General features: G+C 63.0%; 14 protein-coding genes. 5 read left to right on the forward strand and 9 right to left on the reverse strand.

Going from position 1 to position 16,496, the window contains the following annotated elements:
• Positions 1–100: 100 nt before the first annotated feature.
• The 9 genes from ACE04I_RS14530 to ACE04I_RS14570 all read right to left on the reverse strand — a co-directional run bounded on the left by ACE04I_RS14530 (position 101) and on the right by ACE04I_RS14570 (position 11,182).
• Positions 101–1,603, reverse strand: a complete 1,503-nt coding sequence (locus ACE04I_RS14530; RefSeq protein WP_046793047.1) for a replicative DNA helicase — start codon at positions 1,601–1,603, stop codon at positions 101–103.
• 209 nt (positions 1,604–1,812) lie between these two features.
• Positions 1,813–3,864 (reverse strand): TRAP transporter permease, encoded by a 2,052-nt coding sequence (locus ACE04I_RS14535; RefSeq protein WP_487207235.1) that lies wholly within the window; start codon positions 3,862–3,864, stop codon positions 1,813–1,815.
• An 84-nt stretch (positions 3,865–3,948) separates the two neighbouring features.
• On the reverse strand, positions 3,949–4,932 hold the full coding sequence (locus tag ACE04I_RS14540; RefSeq protein WP_046792893.1) for a TAXI family TRAP transporter solute-binding subunit: 984 nt from the start codon (positions 4,930–4,932) through the stop codon (positions 3,949–3,951).
• A gap of 189 nt (positions 4,933–5,121) precedes the next feature.
• Positions 5,122–5,697, reverse strand: coding sequence for a 50S ribosomal protein L9 (rplI, locus tag ACE04I_RS14545; protein WP_046792892.1), 576 nt, complete (start codon positions 5,695–5,697; stop codon positions 5,122–5,124).
• A gap of 22 nt (positions 5,698–5,719) precedes the next feature.
• The gene (locus ACE04I_RS14550) at positions 5,720–6,712 is read right to left on the reverse strand and encodes a YybS family protein (RefSeq protein WP_487207236.1); all 993 of its coding nucleotides are present in this window, start codon (positions 6,710–6,712) and stop codon (positions 5,720–5,722) included.
• A gap of 134 nt (positions 6,713–6,846) precedes the next feature.
• A complete protein-coding gene (gene rpsR / locus ACE04I_RS14555) occupies positions 6,847–7,095 on the reverse strand; it encodes a 30S ribosomal protein S18 (RefSeq protein WP_046792891.1) in 249 nt (82 codons plus the stop codon).
• Positions 7,096–7,118: 23 nt separating this feature from the next.
• Positions 7,119–7,583, reverse strand: a complete 465-nt coding sequence (rpsF, locus tag ACE04I_RS14560; protein ID WP_046792890.1) for a 30S ribosomal protein S6 — start codon at positions 7,581–7,583, stop codon at positions 7,119–7,121.
• Between the two features lie 339 nt (positions 7,584–7,922).
• A complete protein-coding gene (locus ACE04I_RS14565; protein ID WP_046792889.1) occupies positions 7,923–9,971 on the reverse strand; it encodes a DEAD/DEAH box helicase in 2,049 nt (682 codons plus the stop codon).
• A gap of 167 nt (positions 9,972–10,138) precedes the next feature.
• Positions 10,139–11,182 carry an aldo/keto reductase gene (locus tag ACE04I_RS14570; RefSeq protein ID WP_046792888.1) on the reverse strand — a complete coding sequence of 348 codons (1,044 nt, stop codon included), beginning with the start codon at positions 11,180–11,182 and terminating at the stop codon, positions 10,139–10,141.
• Positions 11,183–11,425: 243 nt separating this feature from the next.
• Between ACE04I_RS14570 and ACE04I_RS14575 the strand changes: the two genes are divergently transcribed.
• The 5 genes from ACE04I_RS14575 to fabF all read left to right on the forward strand — a co-directional run bounded on the left by ACE04I_RS14575 (position 11,426) and on the right by fabF (position 16,402).
• Positions 11,426–12,712 carry an Nramp family divalent metal transporter gene (locus tag ACE04I_RS14575; protein WP_046792887.1) on the forward strand — a complete coding sequence of 429 codons (1,287 nt, stop codon included), beginning with the start codon at positions 11,426–11,428 and terminating at the stop codon, positions 12,710–12,712.
• 84 nt (positions 12,713–12,796) lie between these two features.
• Positions 12,797–13,753, forward strand: a complete 957-nt coding sequence (gene fabD, locus ACE04I_RS14580) for an ACP S-malonyltransferase (protein ID WP_487207237.1) — start codon at positions 12,797–12,799, stop codon at positions 13,751–13,753.
• Positions 13,754–13,770: 17 nt separating this feature from the next.
• Entirely contained in the window at positions 13,771–14,511 is a 741-nt protein-coding gene (fabG, locus tag ACE04I_RS14585; protein WP_046792885.1) for a 3-oxoacyl-[acyl-carrier-protein] reductase, read from the forward strand.
• A gap of 283 nt (positions 14,512–14,794) precedes the next feature.
• Complete coding sequence (locus tag ACE04I_RS14590) at positions 14,795–15,031, forward strand: acyl carrier protein (protein WP_003502080.1); 237 nt, start codon at positions 14,795–14,797, stop codon at positions 15,029–15,031.
• Positions 15,032–15,139: 108 nt separating this feature from the next.
• Positions 15,140–16,402: a beta-ketoacyl-ACP synthase II gene (gene fabF, locus ACE04I_RS14595; RefSeq protein WP_046792884.1), complete on the forward strand. Its 1,263-nt coding sequence runs from the start codon at positions 15,140–15,142 to the stop codon at positions 16,400–16,402.
• Positions 16,403–16,496: the final 94 nt, after the last annotated feature.

The following is a 16,496-nucleotide window of genomic DNA, read 5'->3' on the forward strand; positions in this document are numbered from 1 at the left end:
CGCCGCACCGGCGGTGCGGCGCACCTGGATCTCCGGACGGGAAGCCTATCGCGCGGCGCCCGCAGGTCACTGAAGGAAAAGGGCGCGTACGCCCCTTCGCTCAATGCTCTTCGTATTGCGAGAAGGAGGGATCGGCGAGATCGGCAAAGCGGGTGTATTCCGACTGGAAGGCGAGCTTCACCGTACCGGTCGGTCCATGGCGCTGCTTGGCGATGATGACGTCTGCGGTTCCCTTGACCTTGTCCATATGCGCTTCCCATTCCGGATATTTCGGATCGGAAATGTCGCGGGGCTCCATGTTCTTCACGTAATATTCTTCGCGGAACACGAAGAGCACCACGTCCGCGTCCTGCTCGATCGAGCCGGATTCACGAAGGTCGGAGAGCTGAGGGCGCTTGTCTTCGCGGCTTTCCACCTGACGCGAGAGCTGCGACAGCGCGATGATCGGCACGTTCAGCTCCTTGCCGAGCGCCTTCAGGCCAGTGGTGATCTGGGTGATTTCCTGGACGCGGTTCTCCCCGGATTTTCCCGAGCCGGTCATGAGCTGAATATAGTCGACCACCAGGCAATCGAGGCCGCGCTGGCGCTTCAGCCGGCGGGCGCGGGCGGACAATTGGGCGATCGAGATGCCGCCGGTCTGGTCGATGAACAGCGGCACCTTCTGCATCATCTGCGAGCATGCGACGAGCTTTTCGAAATCGGCCTCGGTGATATCGCCGCGGCGGATCTTCGATGACGACACTTCGGTCTGCTCGGAGATGATACGGGTGGCGAGCTGTTCGGACGACATTTCGAGCGAGTAGAACCCGACGACGCCGCCATTCCTGGCCTTGAACGAGCCGTCCGGCTGAACCTCGGGCTCATAGGACGCTGCGATGTTATAGGCGATGTTCGTGGCGAGCGAGGTCTTGCCCATGCCGGGACGTCCGGCAAGCACGATAAGGTCGGAGCGCTGCAGGCCGCCCATCCGGGCGTCCAGCGAATGGATGCCGGTGGAAATGCCCGAGAGCGAGCCGTCGCGTTCGAAGGCGGCACCCGCCATGTCGATCGCCTGTGCGACCGCGTCGTTGAACGACTGGAAGCCGCCGTCATATCTGCCGGTTTCAGCCAGTTCGAAGAGCCGCCGCTCGGTGTCTTCGATCTGTGACTGGGGGGGCATGTCGAGCGGCGCGTCATAGGCGATATTGACCATGTCCTCGCCGATGGTGATCAGCGCGCGGCGCAGCGCCAGGTCGTAGATCGCCCGGCCGTAGTCCTCCGCATTGATGATCGAGACCGCCTCGGCCGCGAGGCGCGCGAGATATTGCGCCACCGTCAGGTCGCCGACCTTGTCGTCGGCCGGCAGGAAGGTCTTGATGGTAACCGGGTTGGCCGTCTTGCCCATGCGGATGATATCGCCCGCGACTTCGAAGATCTTGCGGTGAAGCGGCTCGTAGAGATGGGGGGGCTTCAGGAAGTCCGAAACGCGATAATAGGCATCGTTGTTGACCAGGATCGCCCCGAGAAGGGCCTGTTCGGCCTCGATATTGTTCGGAGCCTCGCGATAATGCGGTTCCGCGTCCTTGTTGCTGAGTGCCGTCAGCTTGCGTGCTAGGTCCTGCATGTCATCCATCGGTATCTGTGAATCAGCGCAATCCTACAGCAGTTTGCCGCGGATGAACGGCCGCTCTTGGGAGAATCTCCGGAATCCGACGATCTCCACAGTCACAAACGAGCTTGTGGATAAAACGCACTCAATGGAACGAGATGATTTGACCGTGGCAAAACTGCGCGTCCGCCACGGTCGCCGAGCATAAGCCCTTGCGAGATTCGCTACAAGGCGGGCGCGGCCCGGTGGCCCGCGAACTGCCGCAGCAGTACCGGCACGACGAGCGCCAGGCCGATGAGCGAAGAAATCAGTTCCGGCACCACCAGGAGGATGGCCGAGACCGTCAGCAGCAATCTTTCCCAGGCCACGGTCCGCACCAGCATGAAGCCGGAGAGCGCAGCACCGAGGAAGGTGATCCCGAGCGCGCAGCCGATGAAGGCGGTCAGGAAGTCGCCCCAGTTGAAGTCGGCGGTGACAAGCAACAGGGAAGGGGAGAAGACGAACACGAACGGCACCAGCACCTTGCCGAGCCCCAGCCGGAAGGCGGTATTGCCGGTCTTGAACGGATCGGCGCCCGCCATGCCCGCCGCCGCATAGGCCGCGAGCGCCACGGGCGGGGTAATGTCGGCCAGCACCCCGTAGTAGAACACGAAGAAATGCGCCACGATCGGCTCGACGCCGAGCAGCCCGAGCGCCGGTGCCGCGATCGTCGCCATGATGATGTAATTGGCCGTTGTCGGTATCCCGCAGCCCATCAGGATGCAGACCACGCCCGTCATGATGAGCGTGAAGAGCAGGGTGAGCGTCTGCGGCCCGAACCAGGCGGCCGGCAGGATCGTACCGAAGAAAGTAGCCATCTGCGCGGCCGTCGAGGTCACGATATAGGAAATCTTGAAACCGACGCCGGTCAGCGTGACCACGCCTACGATGATGCCGACTGTGGCCGCGGCCGCGCCGACGGCGAGCGCGTATTTCGCGCCGTCGCGAAGACCCTCGAAAACCTCCAGGAAAGACATCCGGCGGCGTGGGTTGAGAAGGCCGACCGCGATGCAGAGCGTGATGCCCCAGAAGGCCGCGAGATAGGGCGTGTAGCCGGAAAGCAGGACGGCGATCAGCACGATGAGCGGAATGACGGTCGGCCAGTCGCGCTTGAAGGCTTCCTTGAGGTCCGGCATCTCGTCGGCCGTCATGCCGCGCAACCCATTCCGCTTGGCTTCGAAATGCACCTGAACGAGCACGCCGAAGAAGTGCATGAAGGCCGGCACGATGGCGGCGAGAATGATCGTCGTATAGGGCAGGTCCAGAAACTCGATCATCAGGAAGGCTGCCGCGCCCATGATCGGCGGCGTGATCTGTCCGCCGGTCGAGGAAGCGGATTCGACGGCCGCCGCAAAGGTCCGTTTGTAGCCGAGCCGGATCATCGCCGGGATCGTCAGCGAACCGACGGTCACCGTGTTGGCGACCGAGGAGCCGGAGATCATGCCGAACAGCGCCGAGCCGAAGATCGAGACCTTCGCCGGGCCGCCGGCATAGCGGCCCGCCACCCAGGCGGCGCAATCGAGGAACAGTTGCCCGAGCCCGATGCGGGTAGCGAAGACGCCGAACAGCACGAAATGGAAGACGTAGGTCGCCACCACGCCGAGCGCGATGCCGTAGATGCCCTGTGACGTCAGGTAAAGGTGGTTCACGAGCTGCGAGAAGGTCGCGCCCGGATGCACCAGAATGCCCGGCATCGAAGGTCCCCATATGGAATAGGCCATGAAGAGGACAGCAATGATCGGCAGTGGCCAGCCGACCGAGCGGCGCGTCGCTTCCAATAGGACGAGAATGAGCGTGGCGCCCAGGACGACATCGGTCGTCGTCGGATTGCCGACGCGGAAGGCAAGGTCATCCAGCGGGATGAGCGGAACGTGCAGCACAGCCACAACGGCGCCGATCGCCAGCGCCCAGTCGATCAGCGAAATGCCGAGCGGACGGTAAAGGCTCGATTCCGCCGGCTGGTCGTAACCCCGGCGGGTGAACGGGAACACGAGAAAGATCAGTCCGAGGACGAAGGACAGATGGATGCCGCGGTGAACGACTTCCGAAAGCAGGCCGAATCCGGCCGTGTAGTAGTGGAAGATGGAAAGCGCGACGAGCGCCGTTCCCACAAGGCGTGCCGTCATCGGCGAAAGCGGCCGGAAGCGGATCTCCGAATCGAATTTCTCCTCGAGTTCGCGCGCCTTCGCCTCGTCCAGTTCCATTGGGGCGATCTTGCCCTCGTTGTCTGCCGCCATGTCGGTATCCTCGAATTTTCGTTCCAGACGGAAAACGGCGGCCTGCCTGTTGCGGGCCGCCGCTTTCGAAAGAAGGTATTTTCCTTACTTCAGGACGCCGGCTTCCTTGTAGAAGCGCTCTGCGCCCGGATGCAGCGGAATGCCGAGGCTGGTGACGGCGTTCTGCAGGGTGATCAGCTTGCCCTTGGCATGGCCGGCATCGAGTGCCGCGCGCGTAGCGTCGTTCCACATCACCTTGGTGATGTTGTAGACGAGTTCCTCAGGCTGCTTGGCGCTGGTGACCCACTGGGCCGCGACCGCGATGGTCGGCGTTGCGCCGACGCCCTGATACGCGCCTTCCGGCACGGTGTCCTTGGAGAAGAAGCTGTACTCCGAAAGCAGCTTGTCCGCCTCGGGACCGGAAATCGGAACAAGGGTGATGCCGGCCGAGGTCGCCAATTCCGAGATCGCGCCAGTCGGATATCCGCCGACGAAGAAATAGGCGTCGAGCCCGCCGTCGCGCAGCAGTTCGCCCGCGGGGCCCGGCTTCAGATGTTCGGCCCGGATGTCGTCCTCGCTCAACCCGTAGGCTGCGAGAACGATTCGCGCATCCACGATGGTGCCGGAGCCCGGCTCGTCGATGGAAACCCGCTTGCCCTTGAGATCGGCGACGGACTTGATGCCGGAGTTCTTGGCTGCGACGAGATGGATGGTCTCGGGATAGAGCGTTCCGATAAGGCGCAGATCCTCGACCTTGCCCTTGCCTTCGTAGAGGCCGGTGCCGCTATGGGCCCAGTAGGCGACATCCGATTGCGTGAAGCCGGATTCCATGGCGCCGCTCTGGATCGCATTGATATTGGCGACCGAGCCGTTGGAGGCAACTGCGGTGGCGACGAGGCCCTGAACTCCCTTGTCTCCGGCTCCGGAGATCGCGTTCGCGATCAGGCCGCCGATCGGGTAGTAGGTGCCGGCCGTCCCGCCGGTGCCGATGCGGAAAAAGGCCGGCGTTTGGGCGATCGCGAAGCTTGCGCCTGCGGCCACGATGCCGACCACGGCGCCGATCGCCAGGATTTTCTGTCTGATGCTCATGGGGTGCTCCCTTTCTTCTGTTCTGCGCAACATGAGAAGAGGAGGGCTCGTCTGTCAACTGTCTGCCGCAGTTCCGTACAGGTTTCGCCATCATTGTTAATGGGAGGCGGCCGGCGGTGGTCGTTGCGAAGCATAAAAAAAGCCCCCGGCGCGAAGCCGGGGGCTGATATCCCGAACGGGAAAGTTCGATTATTCTTCTTCCGCTTCGTTATCGGCTTCCGGATCGAAGAAATCTTCCGCACGCAGGGCGTCTTCGTCCACGCCATAGATCGCGTCGGCGGAGGTGAGGCTTTCGCCCTTGGCCTGACGCTCGGCTTCTTCGGCCGAACGGGCGACGTTGAGTGCGATCTCGATTTCGACTTCGGAATGCAGGTGCAGGGTAACCTGGTGCAGGCCGATCGCCTTGATCGGAGTGTTCAGGTCAACCTGGTTGCGGCCGATGTTGAAGCCTTCCGCAGCCAGCGTCTCGATGATGTCGCGGGCAGCGACGGAGCCGTAGAGCTGACCGGTTTCGCCGGCCGAGCGGACGACGACGAAGGACTTGCCGGAAAGCGCGTCTGCGACCTTCTGGGCTTCGCCCTTGCGCTCGAGGTTGCGGGCTTCGAGCGTGGCGCGCTCGTTTTCGAAGCGCTTCTTGTTGGCTTCGTTGGAGCGCAGCGCCTTGCCCTGCGGCAGCAGGAAGTTGCGGGCGTAGCCGTCGCGGACCTTTACCGTCTCGCCCATCTGGCCGAGCTTGGCGATGCGTTCAAGCAGAATGACTTGCATGTTGGTTTCCTTTCAGTGTGCTTCAGTTCTTGTTTTCGGATGTATCGGATGCGGGATTTGCCGGCGTCAGCGCAATGGTGCGCCGCGTGTCGACAAGTCCGAGCACGAGGATTGCGAAGGCCGGGAAGAGCAGCATGGACGAGAGATAGGCCAGCACCAGCACGGGCAGCCGCCAGTCCTTGCCCTTGCTGCGGAAATGCAGCGAGGCGAAACCGGCCATCAGGAAGCCGGCGCCGAACGTACCGCAGATCGTCGCGCCGATCATAGCCGGGACGCCCCCGGCAAAGGTGGCGAGGATGCCGGCCAGGAAGATGAAGATCGCGTAGCGGTTCATGCGCAGCGCGGACGGCATTTCCTCGCGCGGCCTGAGCGACCGGCCCATGCCGGTGGTGATCCGTGTCGCGAAATAGAAGGCCGCGAAGAGCAGGATGACCCAGAGCCCGCCCTGGATCATCGGCAGCATCAGCACCATCAGCGCCTTTGTCTGGGCAAGCCCGGCGGCGTCCGGCGTAAATCCCGGCTCCTGCACCGCGGCCGACATGGCATCCACGAGCTGGTTCGTCAGTTCCGGGCCGTAGCCGATGACGACGCCGAGCGCGATGACGGCGACGGTAACGAGGCCGCAGAGATGCAGGAGGATGTCCGAGATGGGATACCAGGCTACCAGGTTCTCGGGGCCGCCGAGTTCGGAGGCCGGGCGGGCGAGATTGGCGAGATGCGAAAGCCAGCCGGCGGGGATCAGCGTGAAGATCGCCATGGTCAGCGCAAAGAGCGGCGCGATCAGGATCGCGCCGAGCGCGGCGGCGGTCAGAATGCCGATGATTGCGGCGCGGTTGCCCCAGCCGAGGCCTGCAACGAGGATGGGCAGCGCCGAGGCGGCGTAGAGCAGGGCGGCAAAGGACGGCTGCGCGCTCGCACCCAGCACGAGCAGGGTGGCGGCAATACCGGCGAGGATGCCGGTCGGCAGCACTGTCTGATACTTGTTCGTCACGGTCTCGCTGTCCTGCCGTTTCAAGCAGTTAGGGGATCACACCTGAATCAATCTCTCAGGCACTTCATCCCCAACATGGGATTTAAGAATTTCCGATCCGCGCCCATCGCGGAAGGGATTAGACCCGCTGACTCTTCATCAGCGGGTCTAAATTCAACTTATGCTACGACGTAGGGCAGCAGGCCGAGGAAGCGGGCGCGCTTGATCGCCTTGGCGAGTTCGCGCTGCTTCTTCTGAGAAACGGCCGTGATGCGGGACGGGACGATCTTGCCGCGCTCGGAAATGTAGCGCTGCAGGAGGCGTACGTCCTTGTAGTCGATCCGCGGTGCGTTCGCGCCCGAGAACGGGCAGGTCTTGCGACGGCGGTGGAACGGGCGGCGTGCCGGGGAGGAGGATACGTCAGCCATTGGTCTCTTCTCCTTCTAGCCGATTAGGATTCGCGCGGAGCGGACGGGCGCGGTGCGCGCTCGAAGCCGCCTTCACGCGGGGGACGGTCGCCGAATTCGCGGCGCGGGCCACGGTCGCCGAAGTCGCGGCGCGGGCCACGGTCGTCACGCGGACGGTCGTCGCGGTCGCGCTTCTGCATCATTGCGGACGGGCCTTCTTCATGCTTCTCGACGGCGATCGTCATGTAGCGAAGAACGTCTTCGTTGATGCGCATCTGACGTTCCATCTCGTGCACGGCGGCTGCCGGCGCGTCGATGTCCATCAGGGCGTAGTGAGCCTTGCGGTTCTTCTTGATGCGGTACGTCAGGGACTTGAGGCCCCAGTTTTCAACGCGCCCGACCTTGCCGCCGTTAGCTTCGAGGACACCCTTGTACTGTTCGACGAGGGCATCAACCTGCTGAGCGGACATATCCTGCCGGGCAAGGAATACGTGTTCGTAGAGAGCCATGTAAGCTTTGCCTTTTCTTGCGGTTGTCTTTACCCGGAATTCGGCGGCTAAGCCTCAACGACTGCTCCTGAGGGGCTAGGCCCCGGCAAGAAAAGTTGTTGTATCGAGACGGTCGAGAGCGGAGACACGGGAGGCTCGGACCTTTTGGTCCCTGCGGCTTCCACATGGAAACCTGCCCTCCGTTCAGCCACCAGCCAGAAAGACCGGGTGTTTCGAACAGCGCGCCTTATACGGGTTTTTCCGCAGAAGGCAAGGGGAAAGCCGGCGCGCGGTTCATTTCTGGTTTTGGCAATGGCAGGGGCGGCGGTCCGAGGCCCTGCCGCCTGCCGTTCGCCGGCGTTACTTCCGCCGTTCGAAATTTCCCTTGCCGCCCGATTTCGGGCCATTGCCCTTGGGCTTGTCCTTCTTCTTGAAGGGCTTGTCGGCGCCGCTCTTGCCGAAAGGCTTCTCGCGGAACGGTTTGTCGAAGCTGCGTGCCTCGCGGTTTCCGGCCTCGGCGGGCTTGGCTTTACCCTTCGGCTTGCTGTCGCCCCAGACCTCGTCGTCGAGACGCCGCCCCTCATCAGCCTTGTCGCGGACCTTTTCGCCCGTGAACTTGCCCTTCCCCTGCCATTCCTTGCGAGGGGCATCCTTGGCCGATCCATCCCTGAAAGACTTCTCTTTCCAGGGCTTGTCCATGCGCGGACCTTCTCGGCGGGCAAAGTCGTCCTCGTCCTTCCCACGGGAGAACTTGCTGAAGTCCGGTGCGCCGTCGAGGCGCGTCACGCGGATGCCGCGCTCCATCATCCGGTCCTTACCGAGCTTCTGCAGGAACCGGTCGGCATGATCGGCGGCGATTTCCACGAAGGTCTCGTCGGCCTGCATCTTGATCGCGCCGATCTCGTTCTTCGTCAGGTCGCCGTTGCGGCAGATCGTCGGGATGAGCCAGCGCGGTTCGGCCCGCTGCTTTCGCCCGACGGATAGCGAGAACCAGACTGCCGGGCCGAAATCGCCGCGCGGGGTCAACGGCCGGGAGGCCGGATCACCGGCATTGTCGCGTCCGCCATCGCGCGGTTTGCGGCTGCCGTCGAGCGACACTTCGACGATATCTTCGGGGGCGGAATTCCTGCCGCGGTAGAGGCTGACAAAGGCGGTGGCGAGCTTTTCGGCGCCATATTGGGCGACAAGCTTCGCGATCAGCGCCTCTTCGTCCTCGTCGCGGGCTGCCTCTTCGAAGATCGGATCGGCGAGCAGGCGCTCCTCGTCACGGCGGATGACCTCTTCGGCCGAGGGCGGACGGCCCCAGGTGGGTTCGATACTCGCGCCGAACAGCAGGCGCTCGGCCTTGCGGCGCTGGTTGACCGGCACGATCAGCGCGCTGATGCCCTTGCGGCCGGCGCGTCCCGTCCGGCCGCTGCGGTGAAGCAGGGTTTCCGAATTGGTCGGCAGGTCCGCGTGGATGACGAGGTCGAGCCCGGGAAGGTCGATGCCGCGGGCGGCGACGTCGGTGGCGATGCAGACGCGGGCGCGGCCGTCGCGCATGGCCTGCAGCGCATGGGTGCGTTCGTTCTGGGTCAGTTCGCCGGAAAGCGCCACGACCGAGAAATTGCGGTTGGAAAGCCGTGCCGTCAGATGGTTGACGGCCGCACGCGTCGAGCAGAAAACGATGGCGTTGGGCGCTTCGTAGTAGCGCAGCACGTTGACGATGGCGTTCTCTCTGTCATGTGGCGTCACCAGCAGGGCGCGCTGCTCGATGTCGACATGCTGCTTTTCTTCCGCCGTCGTGGCGATGCGCACCGCATCGCGCTGATAGCTCTTGGCGAGCTTGGCGATGGCGGCAGGCACGGTCGCGGAGAACATCAGCGTGCGCCGGTCGTCCGGCGCGGATTCCAGAATGAACTCCAGGTCCTCGCGGAAGCCGAGATCGAGCATCTCGTCGGCTTCGTCGAGAACGGCGACCTTCAGTTCCGACATGTCGAGCGCGTTGCGGCGGATATGGTCGCAGATACGGCCCGGCGTGCCGACGACGATATGTGCGCCGCGTTCCAGCGCCCGCCGTTCGTTGCGGATGTCCATGCCGCCGACGCAGCTTGCGATGACGGCGTCCGCCATCTCGTAGAGCCATTCCAGTTCGCGTTTCACCTGCATGGCGAGTTCGCGGGTGGGGGCTATGACGAGGGCAAGCGGCGCGCCGGCGCGGCCGAACTTCTCCTGGTCGCCGAGCAGGCTCGGCGCCATGGCGATCCCGAAGGCTACGGTCTTGCCGGAGCCGGTCTGGGCGGAGACGAGTGCGTCCGAACCGGCGAGAGCCGGGTCGAGCATGGATTTCTGGACGGGGGTAAGCGTCGTGTAGCCCCGTTTCGCCAACGCCTTGGCGATCGCCGGGACGGCGCCATCGTGATCGGTCATTTTCTGTATCTTTCGGATTCTTCGCGCACGGCGCCGTGGCCGCAACGATTGCGGCCTGATTGCGCAAGTTCCTATTCATTCGGAAGTCAATTGTCAAAGTATACGGGGGCTGCACCCGGTTCGATGGTGCAGCCCGAAGTCCGCGGCGGGCGAGACCGCCTGTCGTTTCACAGAGGCATGGGATACCGGCGGTGAACGGCGGCGATGTCCCGCAGCACCTCATCCGAAAGAGTAATGTCTGCCGCGCCGATATTCGTCCTCAACTGCTCCATCGAGGTGGCGCCGATGATGGCTGAGGTCAAGAAGGGGCGCGCGAGGCAGAAGGCAAGCGCCATTTGCGCCGGGTCGAGCCCGTGCTTGCCTGCGATCTCCACATAAGCGGCGGCGGGCGCTTCCTGATGCGGTTGCAGCCGGCCGCCGAGATCGCCGTTGATGGAGACGCGGGACCCTGCCGGGATTTTCCCATTCAGGTACTTGCCGGTCAGTATGCCCGCCGCCAGCGGAGAATATGCAAGCAGCCCGACATCTTCGTAGTGGGAGAGTTCCGCGAAATCGAGGTCATGCGTGCGGTATAGAAGGCTGTACTCGTTCTGGACGCTCGCGATACGCGGCAGGCCCTTCTTCTCGGCTATCGACAGAAACTTCTGTGTGCCCCAGACCGTCTCGTTGGAAAGGCCGATGGCGCGCACCTTGCCCGCCTTGACGATGTCGCCGAGCACCTCCAGTTTTTCGATGATTTCAGCGACGGTGCGGGCCTTGTCCTGCGTGGACGGATCGTACTGCCAGGCGCCGCGGAAGTGGTAGTGCCCGCGGTTCGGCCAGTGGATCTGGTAGAGATCGATATGGTCGGTCTTCAGCCGCTGAAGGCTGGCATCCACGGCCTGGCGGATCGTCTCGCCGTCGATGGGCGCGCCGCCGCGGATATAGGGGCGGCCCGCGCCCGCCACCTTGGTGGCCAGCACCACGTCTTTCCGCCTCCCGGTCTTCTGGAACCAGTTGCCGATGATCTTTTCTGTGTCCGCATAGGTTTCCGCGCTCACCGGCGTCGTCGGGTAAAGCTCGGCGGTGTCGAAGAAGTTCACCCCATGCGCGAGCGCATAGTCCATCTGCTCATGAGCTTCCGCTTCGCTGTTCTGCGTTCCCCAGGTCATGGTGCCGAGGCAGATTTCCGACACGGTGATATCCGTGCGGCCGAGTGTCTTGTATTTCATGCGCTGAAAGTCCCGATGAGTGCCCGATGGGTTGAAGCGTGCCGTCGCTTGGAAGGTGAGGGGACTTTAGTCCCGATTTGCTGCGGCGCAAGAGGAACAGCCTGCATCACCTTGTGGGCGCTGGCAAAAATCATCCTCGAAAGACCGGAAACGAGAGAAACATTCCGCCGAAATTTGCATTTTGGTATTTTTACGTCCAAAACGCGCTGAAAATGAAACGATTATCCGAGCGGAGGCTTTTGAATGGCTGAGAATACAAGCGGTGCTGGCGACCGGGCTGTTCTTGACGCGGGCACGCCGCCGACAACCGGGCGCTGGAAGCTGATCGGTCCGGGCATCGTCGCGGCGGCGACGGGCGTGGGGGCCGGCGATCTCGTGGCGACCCTGATTGCCGGCTCGCGCTTCGGCTACGCGCTGCTGTGGGCGGCGGTCATCGGCTGCATCGTCAAGATCGCTCTGGCGGAAGGTTCGGCGCGCTATCACCTCGCCACCGGCTCGACCATGCTGGAAGGCTGGAAATCGCTCGGCCGCTGGACGAGTTGGTATTTCGGCATCTACATCATGATCTGGGGTTTCGTGTACGGCGCGACCGCCATGAGCGCCACGGCCCTGCCGCTTGCAGCCCTCTTCCCCGCCGTACCGCTCTGGCTCTGGGCGATGCTTTCCGGCTCGCTCTGCGCGATCTTCGTGGCTCTCAACAAATACGAGATGTTCGAGAACGTCATGAAACTCTTCATCGGCGTGATGTTCGTCGTCGTGGTGGGCATCGCTCTCCTCGTCGTGCCGAATATCGGCGAAGCGCTCACCGGTCTCATCCCGAGCATTCCGGAAGGTTCGGCCATCTATACGCTCGGACTGATCGGCGGCGTCGGCGGCACCATCACCATGGCTTCCTACGGCTATTGGGTGAACGCCAAGGGCTGGCGCACGCCCGCCTGGATGGGCGTCATGCGGCTCGACAACCGCGTCTCCTACATCATCACCGGCATCTTCGTGATCGCCATGCTCATCATCGGCGCCGAGATGCTCTATACTGCGCAGATCGCCCTTTCGACCGGCGACCGTGGCCTTCTCGATCTCGACGAGGTGCTGGAACAGCGTTTCGGCCGGGTGGTTTCCGTGATCTTCCTGGTCGGCTTCTTCGCCACCGCGGTATCCTCCATTCTCGGCGTCTGGCACGGCGTGTCGCTGCTGTTTGCGGATTTCGTCCGCAACCTGAAGGGTGAGGGCGGCTCCCGCGAAGGACTGGAAAAGACCTTCGCCTTCAAGTTCTACCTGTTCTGGCTGACGATCCCGCCGATGGCGCTGCTCTGGTTCGGCCGCCCGTTCACGCTCGTCATCATCTATGGTGCGCTCGGCGCCTTCTTCATGCCGTTCCTGGCGCTCACGCTGATCTGGCTCCTGAATTCCTCGCGGGTGCCGAAGGAATGGCGCAGCGGCTGGATTTCGAACGGCCTGCTCGGCGTTTCGGCTCTCCTGTTCATCGTACTCAGCGTGAACGAGATCGTGGGCCTGTTTGCCAGGGGATGACGGGGTCCTGCCGGGTTCCGTGCCTTGACTCCCGGCCTGGAACGTGACTTGGAGAAGCGAAAGAAAAGGGAAGGAAACAATCCCATGGGCACTCCAACCAGCATCGCATTCACGTTTCCCGGACAGGGCAGCCAATCTGTCGGCATGGGCAAGGACCTTGCCGACGCTTTTCCCGAGGCGCGCGCCGTCTTCGAGGAGATCGACGATGCGCTCGGGCAAAAGCTCTCCGACATCATCTGGAACGGTCCCGAGGAAACGCTGACGCTGACGGCCAATGCCCAGCCGGCCTTGATGGCCGTCTCGGTCGCGGCCATGCGGGTTCTGGAAGCGAATGGCCTCAAACTGGCGGACAGGGTGGCCTTCGTCGCCGGCCATTCGCTCGGCGAATATTCCGCGCTCTGCGCGGCAGGCACGTTCTCCCTTGCCGATACCGCGCGCCTCCTGCGCATCCGCGGGGATGCCATGCAGAGCGCCGTGCCCGTCGGCCATGGCGCGATGGCCGCCATCATCGGCCTCGAGCATGACGACGTCTCTGCCATCTGCGAGGAAGCCGGGGCAGATGGCATCTGCCAGATCGCCAACGACAACGGCGGCGGCCAGCTCGTTATCTCCGGCTCCAAGGCCGCCGTCGAAAAGGCTGCGGCGCTCGCGACCGAAAAGGGCGCCAAACGCGCCATCATGCTTCCCGTTTCCGCTCCCTTCCACAGCGCGCTCATGGCTCCCGCCGCGGACGCCATGCAGCATGCGCTTGAAAAGGTGGAGAAGAAGAACCCGGTCGTGCCGGTCGTCGCCAATGTGCGCGCGGCCCCCGTCTACGACGCGGATGAAATCGCCAAGCTTCTGGTGATGCAGGTGACGGGCCAGGTGCGCTGGCGCGAGACCGTGGAGTGGTTCGGCCAGAACGGCGTCACGACACTCTATGAGGTCGGCGCCGGCAAGGTGCTGACGGGGCTTGCCCGCCGCATCGACAAGAATATCTCCGGCACTGCCGTCAATACGCCTGCCGACATCGACGCGGCGCTCAAGGCCATTCTCGGCTGAAGAAAAGGAACATTGTCATGTTTGATTTGACCGGCCGCAAGGCTCTGGTAACGGGCGCAACCGGCGGGCTCGGCGAGGAAATCGCCCGCCTGCTTCACGCCCAGGGCGCTGTCGTCGGCCTGCACGGCACTCGCGTCGAGAAGCTGGAGGCGCTGGCCGCCGAACTCGGTGGCGATCGCGTCAAGATCTTCCCCGCCAACCTCTCCGACCGCGACGAGGTGAAGGCGCTCGGCGAGAAGGCGGAAGCAGAGCTCGGGGGCGTCGACATTCTCGTGAACAATGCCGGCATCACCAAGGATGGGCTCTTCGTTCGCATGAGCGATGAGGATTGGGATTCCGTTCTCGAAGTGAATCTGACGGCCGTCTTCCGCCTGACGCGAGAGCTTACCCATCCGATGATGCGCCGCCGCTACGGCCGCATCATCAACATCACCTCCGTCGTCGGCGTCACCGGCAATCCGGGCCAGGCGAACTATTGCGCCTCAAAGGCCGGCATGATCGGCTTTTCCAAGTCGCTGGCGCAGGAGATCGCCACCCGCAACGTCACCGTCAACTGCGTGGCGCCGGGCTTCATCGAGTCGGCCATGACGGGCAAGCTCAATGATAAGCAGAAAGAGGCGATCCTCGGCGCGATCCCGATGAAGCGCATGGGCGCGGGAGCTGATATAGCCTCGGCGGTACTCTATCTTGCCTCGTCGGAAGCCGGCTACGTCACCGGACAGACGCTGCACGTCAACGGCGGCATGGCGATGATCTGACGGGTTCATCCGTTTCTGCCAAGGTGTTAAATCCCCTGTTGGCGGCGGCGCGATGGAACAAATTCTGGCTTTGCGGAACATCGAAAGCATGTTAAGCGGGCCATGACTGTGGACAGTCACCCCGCAAGGACAGGGGATCATGAGACCCTCGGGGCGTGATCGATACTGCGGCGGGTTGAACGGGTTTGCCGGCACAGCCATCCTTTGCGGTGGCGGGTGCGGGTTTTAACAGGGTGCGGATGCCGAAGGCATTCGGGAAAGATAAAGGTCGAGGAAAACCGACATGAGCGATATCGCAGAACGCGTGAAGAAAATTGTAATTGACCACCTCGGCGTCGATGCCGACAAAGTCGTCGAGGGCGCCAGCTTCATCGACGATCTCGGTGCGGACTCGCTCGACACGGTCGAACTGGTCATGGCTTTCGAGGAAGAGTTCGGCGTGGAAATTCCGGACGATGCGGCCGATTCCATTCTGACCGTCGGCGATGCCGTGAAGTTCATCGAGAAGGCCCAGGCCTGACCGACCGACAATCTGACGGGAGACGCCGGAAGGCTGATCCTAACGACGGCCCGCTCGCTCGGGCCGTTTCAGCAACTGAACTATGAAGAAGACTGGGTAGCGCTGACGATGAGACGAGTCGTTATCACCGGTACCGGCATGGTATCTCCCCTTGGATGCGGAACCGAAGTGACGTGGTCACGTCTGCTGGCAGGGGAAAACGGCGCTCGCCTGGTGACAGAATTCGAAGTCGATGACCTGCCTGCCAAGATCGCCTGTCGCATTCCTGTCGGCGATGGCTCCGATGGTACGTTCAATGTGGACGACTGGATGGAGCCGAAGGAGCAGCGCAAGGTTGATCCTTTCATCGTTTACGGCATGGCCGCCGCCGACATGGCGCTCGAGGATGCCGGCTGGCATCCGCAAACGGATGAAGACCAGATCGCGACCGGCGTTCTGATCGGTTCCGGCATCGGCGGCCTCGAAGGCATTGTGGAGGCGGGTTATACCCTGCGCGACAAGGGCCCGCGCCGCATTTCGCCCTTCTTCATCCCAGGCCGTCTCATCAATCTGGTTTCCGGCCAGGTATCCATCAAGCACAAGCTGCGCGGCCCGAATCATGCCGTCGTCACCGCCTGTTCGACCGGCGCACACGCGATCGGCGACGCAGCCCGTCTCATCGCGCTCGGCGATGCCGACGTTATGGTTGCCGGTGGCGCGGAATCGCCGATCTCCCGTATCGCGCTTGCCGGCTTTGCCGCCTGTAAGGCGCTTTCGACGCAGCATAACGACGATCCGCAGAAGGCCTCGCGCCCCTATGACCGCGACCGCGATGGTTTCGTCATGGGCGAGGGCGCCGGCATCGTCGTGCTGGAAGAGCTCGAACACGCCAAGGCGCGCGGCGCCAAGATTTATGCGGAAGTGGTGGGCTACGGTCTCTCCGGAGACGCCTTCCATATCACCGCGCCGTCGGAAGACGGTGAGGGCGCCTATCGCTGCATGTCGATGGCGCTGAAGCGTGCCGGCCTTTCGCCCACCGATATCGACTATATCAACGCCCATGGCACTTCCACCATGGCCGACACGATCGAGCTCGGCGCGGTCGAGCGTCTCGTGGGCAATGCCGCTTCCAAGGTTTCGATGTCTTCCACCAAGTCGGCCATCGGTCATCTGCTGGGTGCCGCCGGTGCCGTCGAGGCGATATTCTCCGTGCTGGCGATCCGCGACAACATTGCGCCGCCGACGTTGAACCTCGACAATCCGGATGTGGAGACCGCCATCGACCTCGTGCCGCACAAGGCGCGCAAGCGCGAGATCAATGTGGCGCTTTCAAACTCTTTCGGTTTCGGGGGCACCAACGCGTCCCTCGTGCTGCGTCGTTACGAAGCTTGATGCCGATTGAGGCTAGAGGCCTCGCCGCGTCATCCTTTGTACCTGTTTTTTGCCGTATTGCTTGGTCAAACAGCGGGACTAAATGACTGAGTCT

Source organism: Rhizobium moroccans (assembly GCF_057559155.1).

Coding starts and splice junctions, on each gene's coding strand:
- fabG (WP_046792885.1), top strand. CDS start 13,771: ATGTTTGATTTGACCGGCCGCAAGGCTCTGGTAACGGGCGCAACCGGC.
- ACE04I_RS14570 (WP_046792888.1), bottom strand. CDS start 11,182: ATGAAATACAAGACACTCGGCCGCACGGATATCACCGTGTCGGAAATC.
- fabF (WP_046792884.1), top strand. CDS start 15,140: ATGAGACGAGTCGTTATCACCGGTACCGGCATGGTATCTCCCCTTGGA.
- ACE04I_RS14535 (WP_487207235.1), bottom strand. CDS start 3,864: ATGGCGGCAGACAACGAGGGCAAGATCGCCCCAATGGAACTGGACGAG.
- rpsR (WP_046792891.1), bottom strand. CDS start 7,095: ATGGCTGACGTATCCTCCTCCCCGGCACGCCGCCCGTTCCACCGCCGT.
- rplI (WP_046792892.1), bottom strand. CDS start 5,697: ATGCAAGTCATTCTGCTTGAACGCATCGCCAAGCTCGGCCAGATGGGC.
- ACE04I_RS14540 (WP_046792893.1), bottom strand. CDS start 4,932: ATGAGCATCAGACAGAAAATCCTGGCGATCGGCGCCGTGGTCGGCATC.
- ACE04I_RS14565 (WP_046792889.1), bottom strand. CDS start 9,971: ATGACCGATCACGATGGCGCCGTCCCGGCGATCGCCAAGGCGTTGGCG.
- ACE04I_RS14590 (WP_003502080.1), top strand. CDS start 14,795: ATGAGCGATATCGCAGAACGCGTGAAGAAAATTGTAATTGACCACCTC.
- fabD (WP_487207237.1), top strand. CDS start 12,797: ATGGGCACTCCAACCAGCATCGCATTCACGTTTCCCGGACAGGGCAGC.
- ACE04I_RS14530 (WP_046793047.1), bottom strand. CDS start 1,603: ATGCAGGACCTAGCACGCAAGCTGACGGCACTCAGCAACAAGGACGCG.
- ACE04I_RS14575 (WP_046792887.1), top strand. CDS start 11,426: ATGGCTGAGAATACAAGCGGTGCTGGCGACCGGGCTGTTCTTGACGCG.
- rpsF (WP_046792890.1), bottom strand. CDS start 7,583: ATGGCTCTCTACGAACACGTATTCCTTGCCCGGCAGGATATGTCCGCT.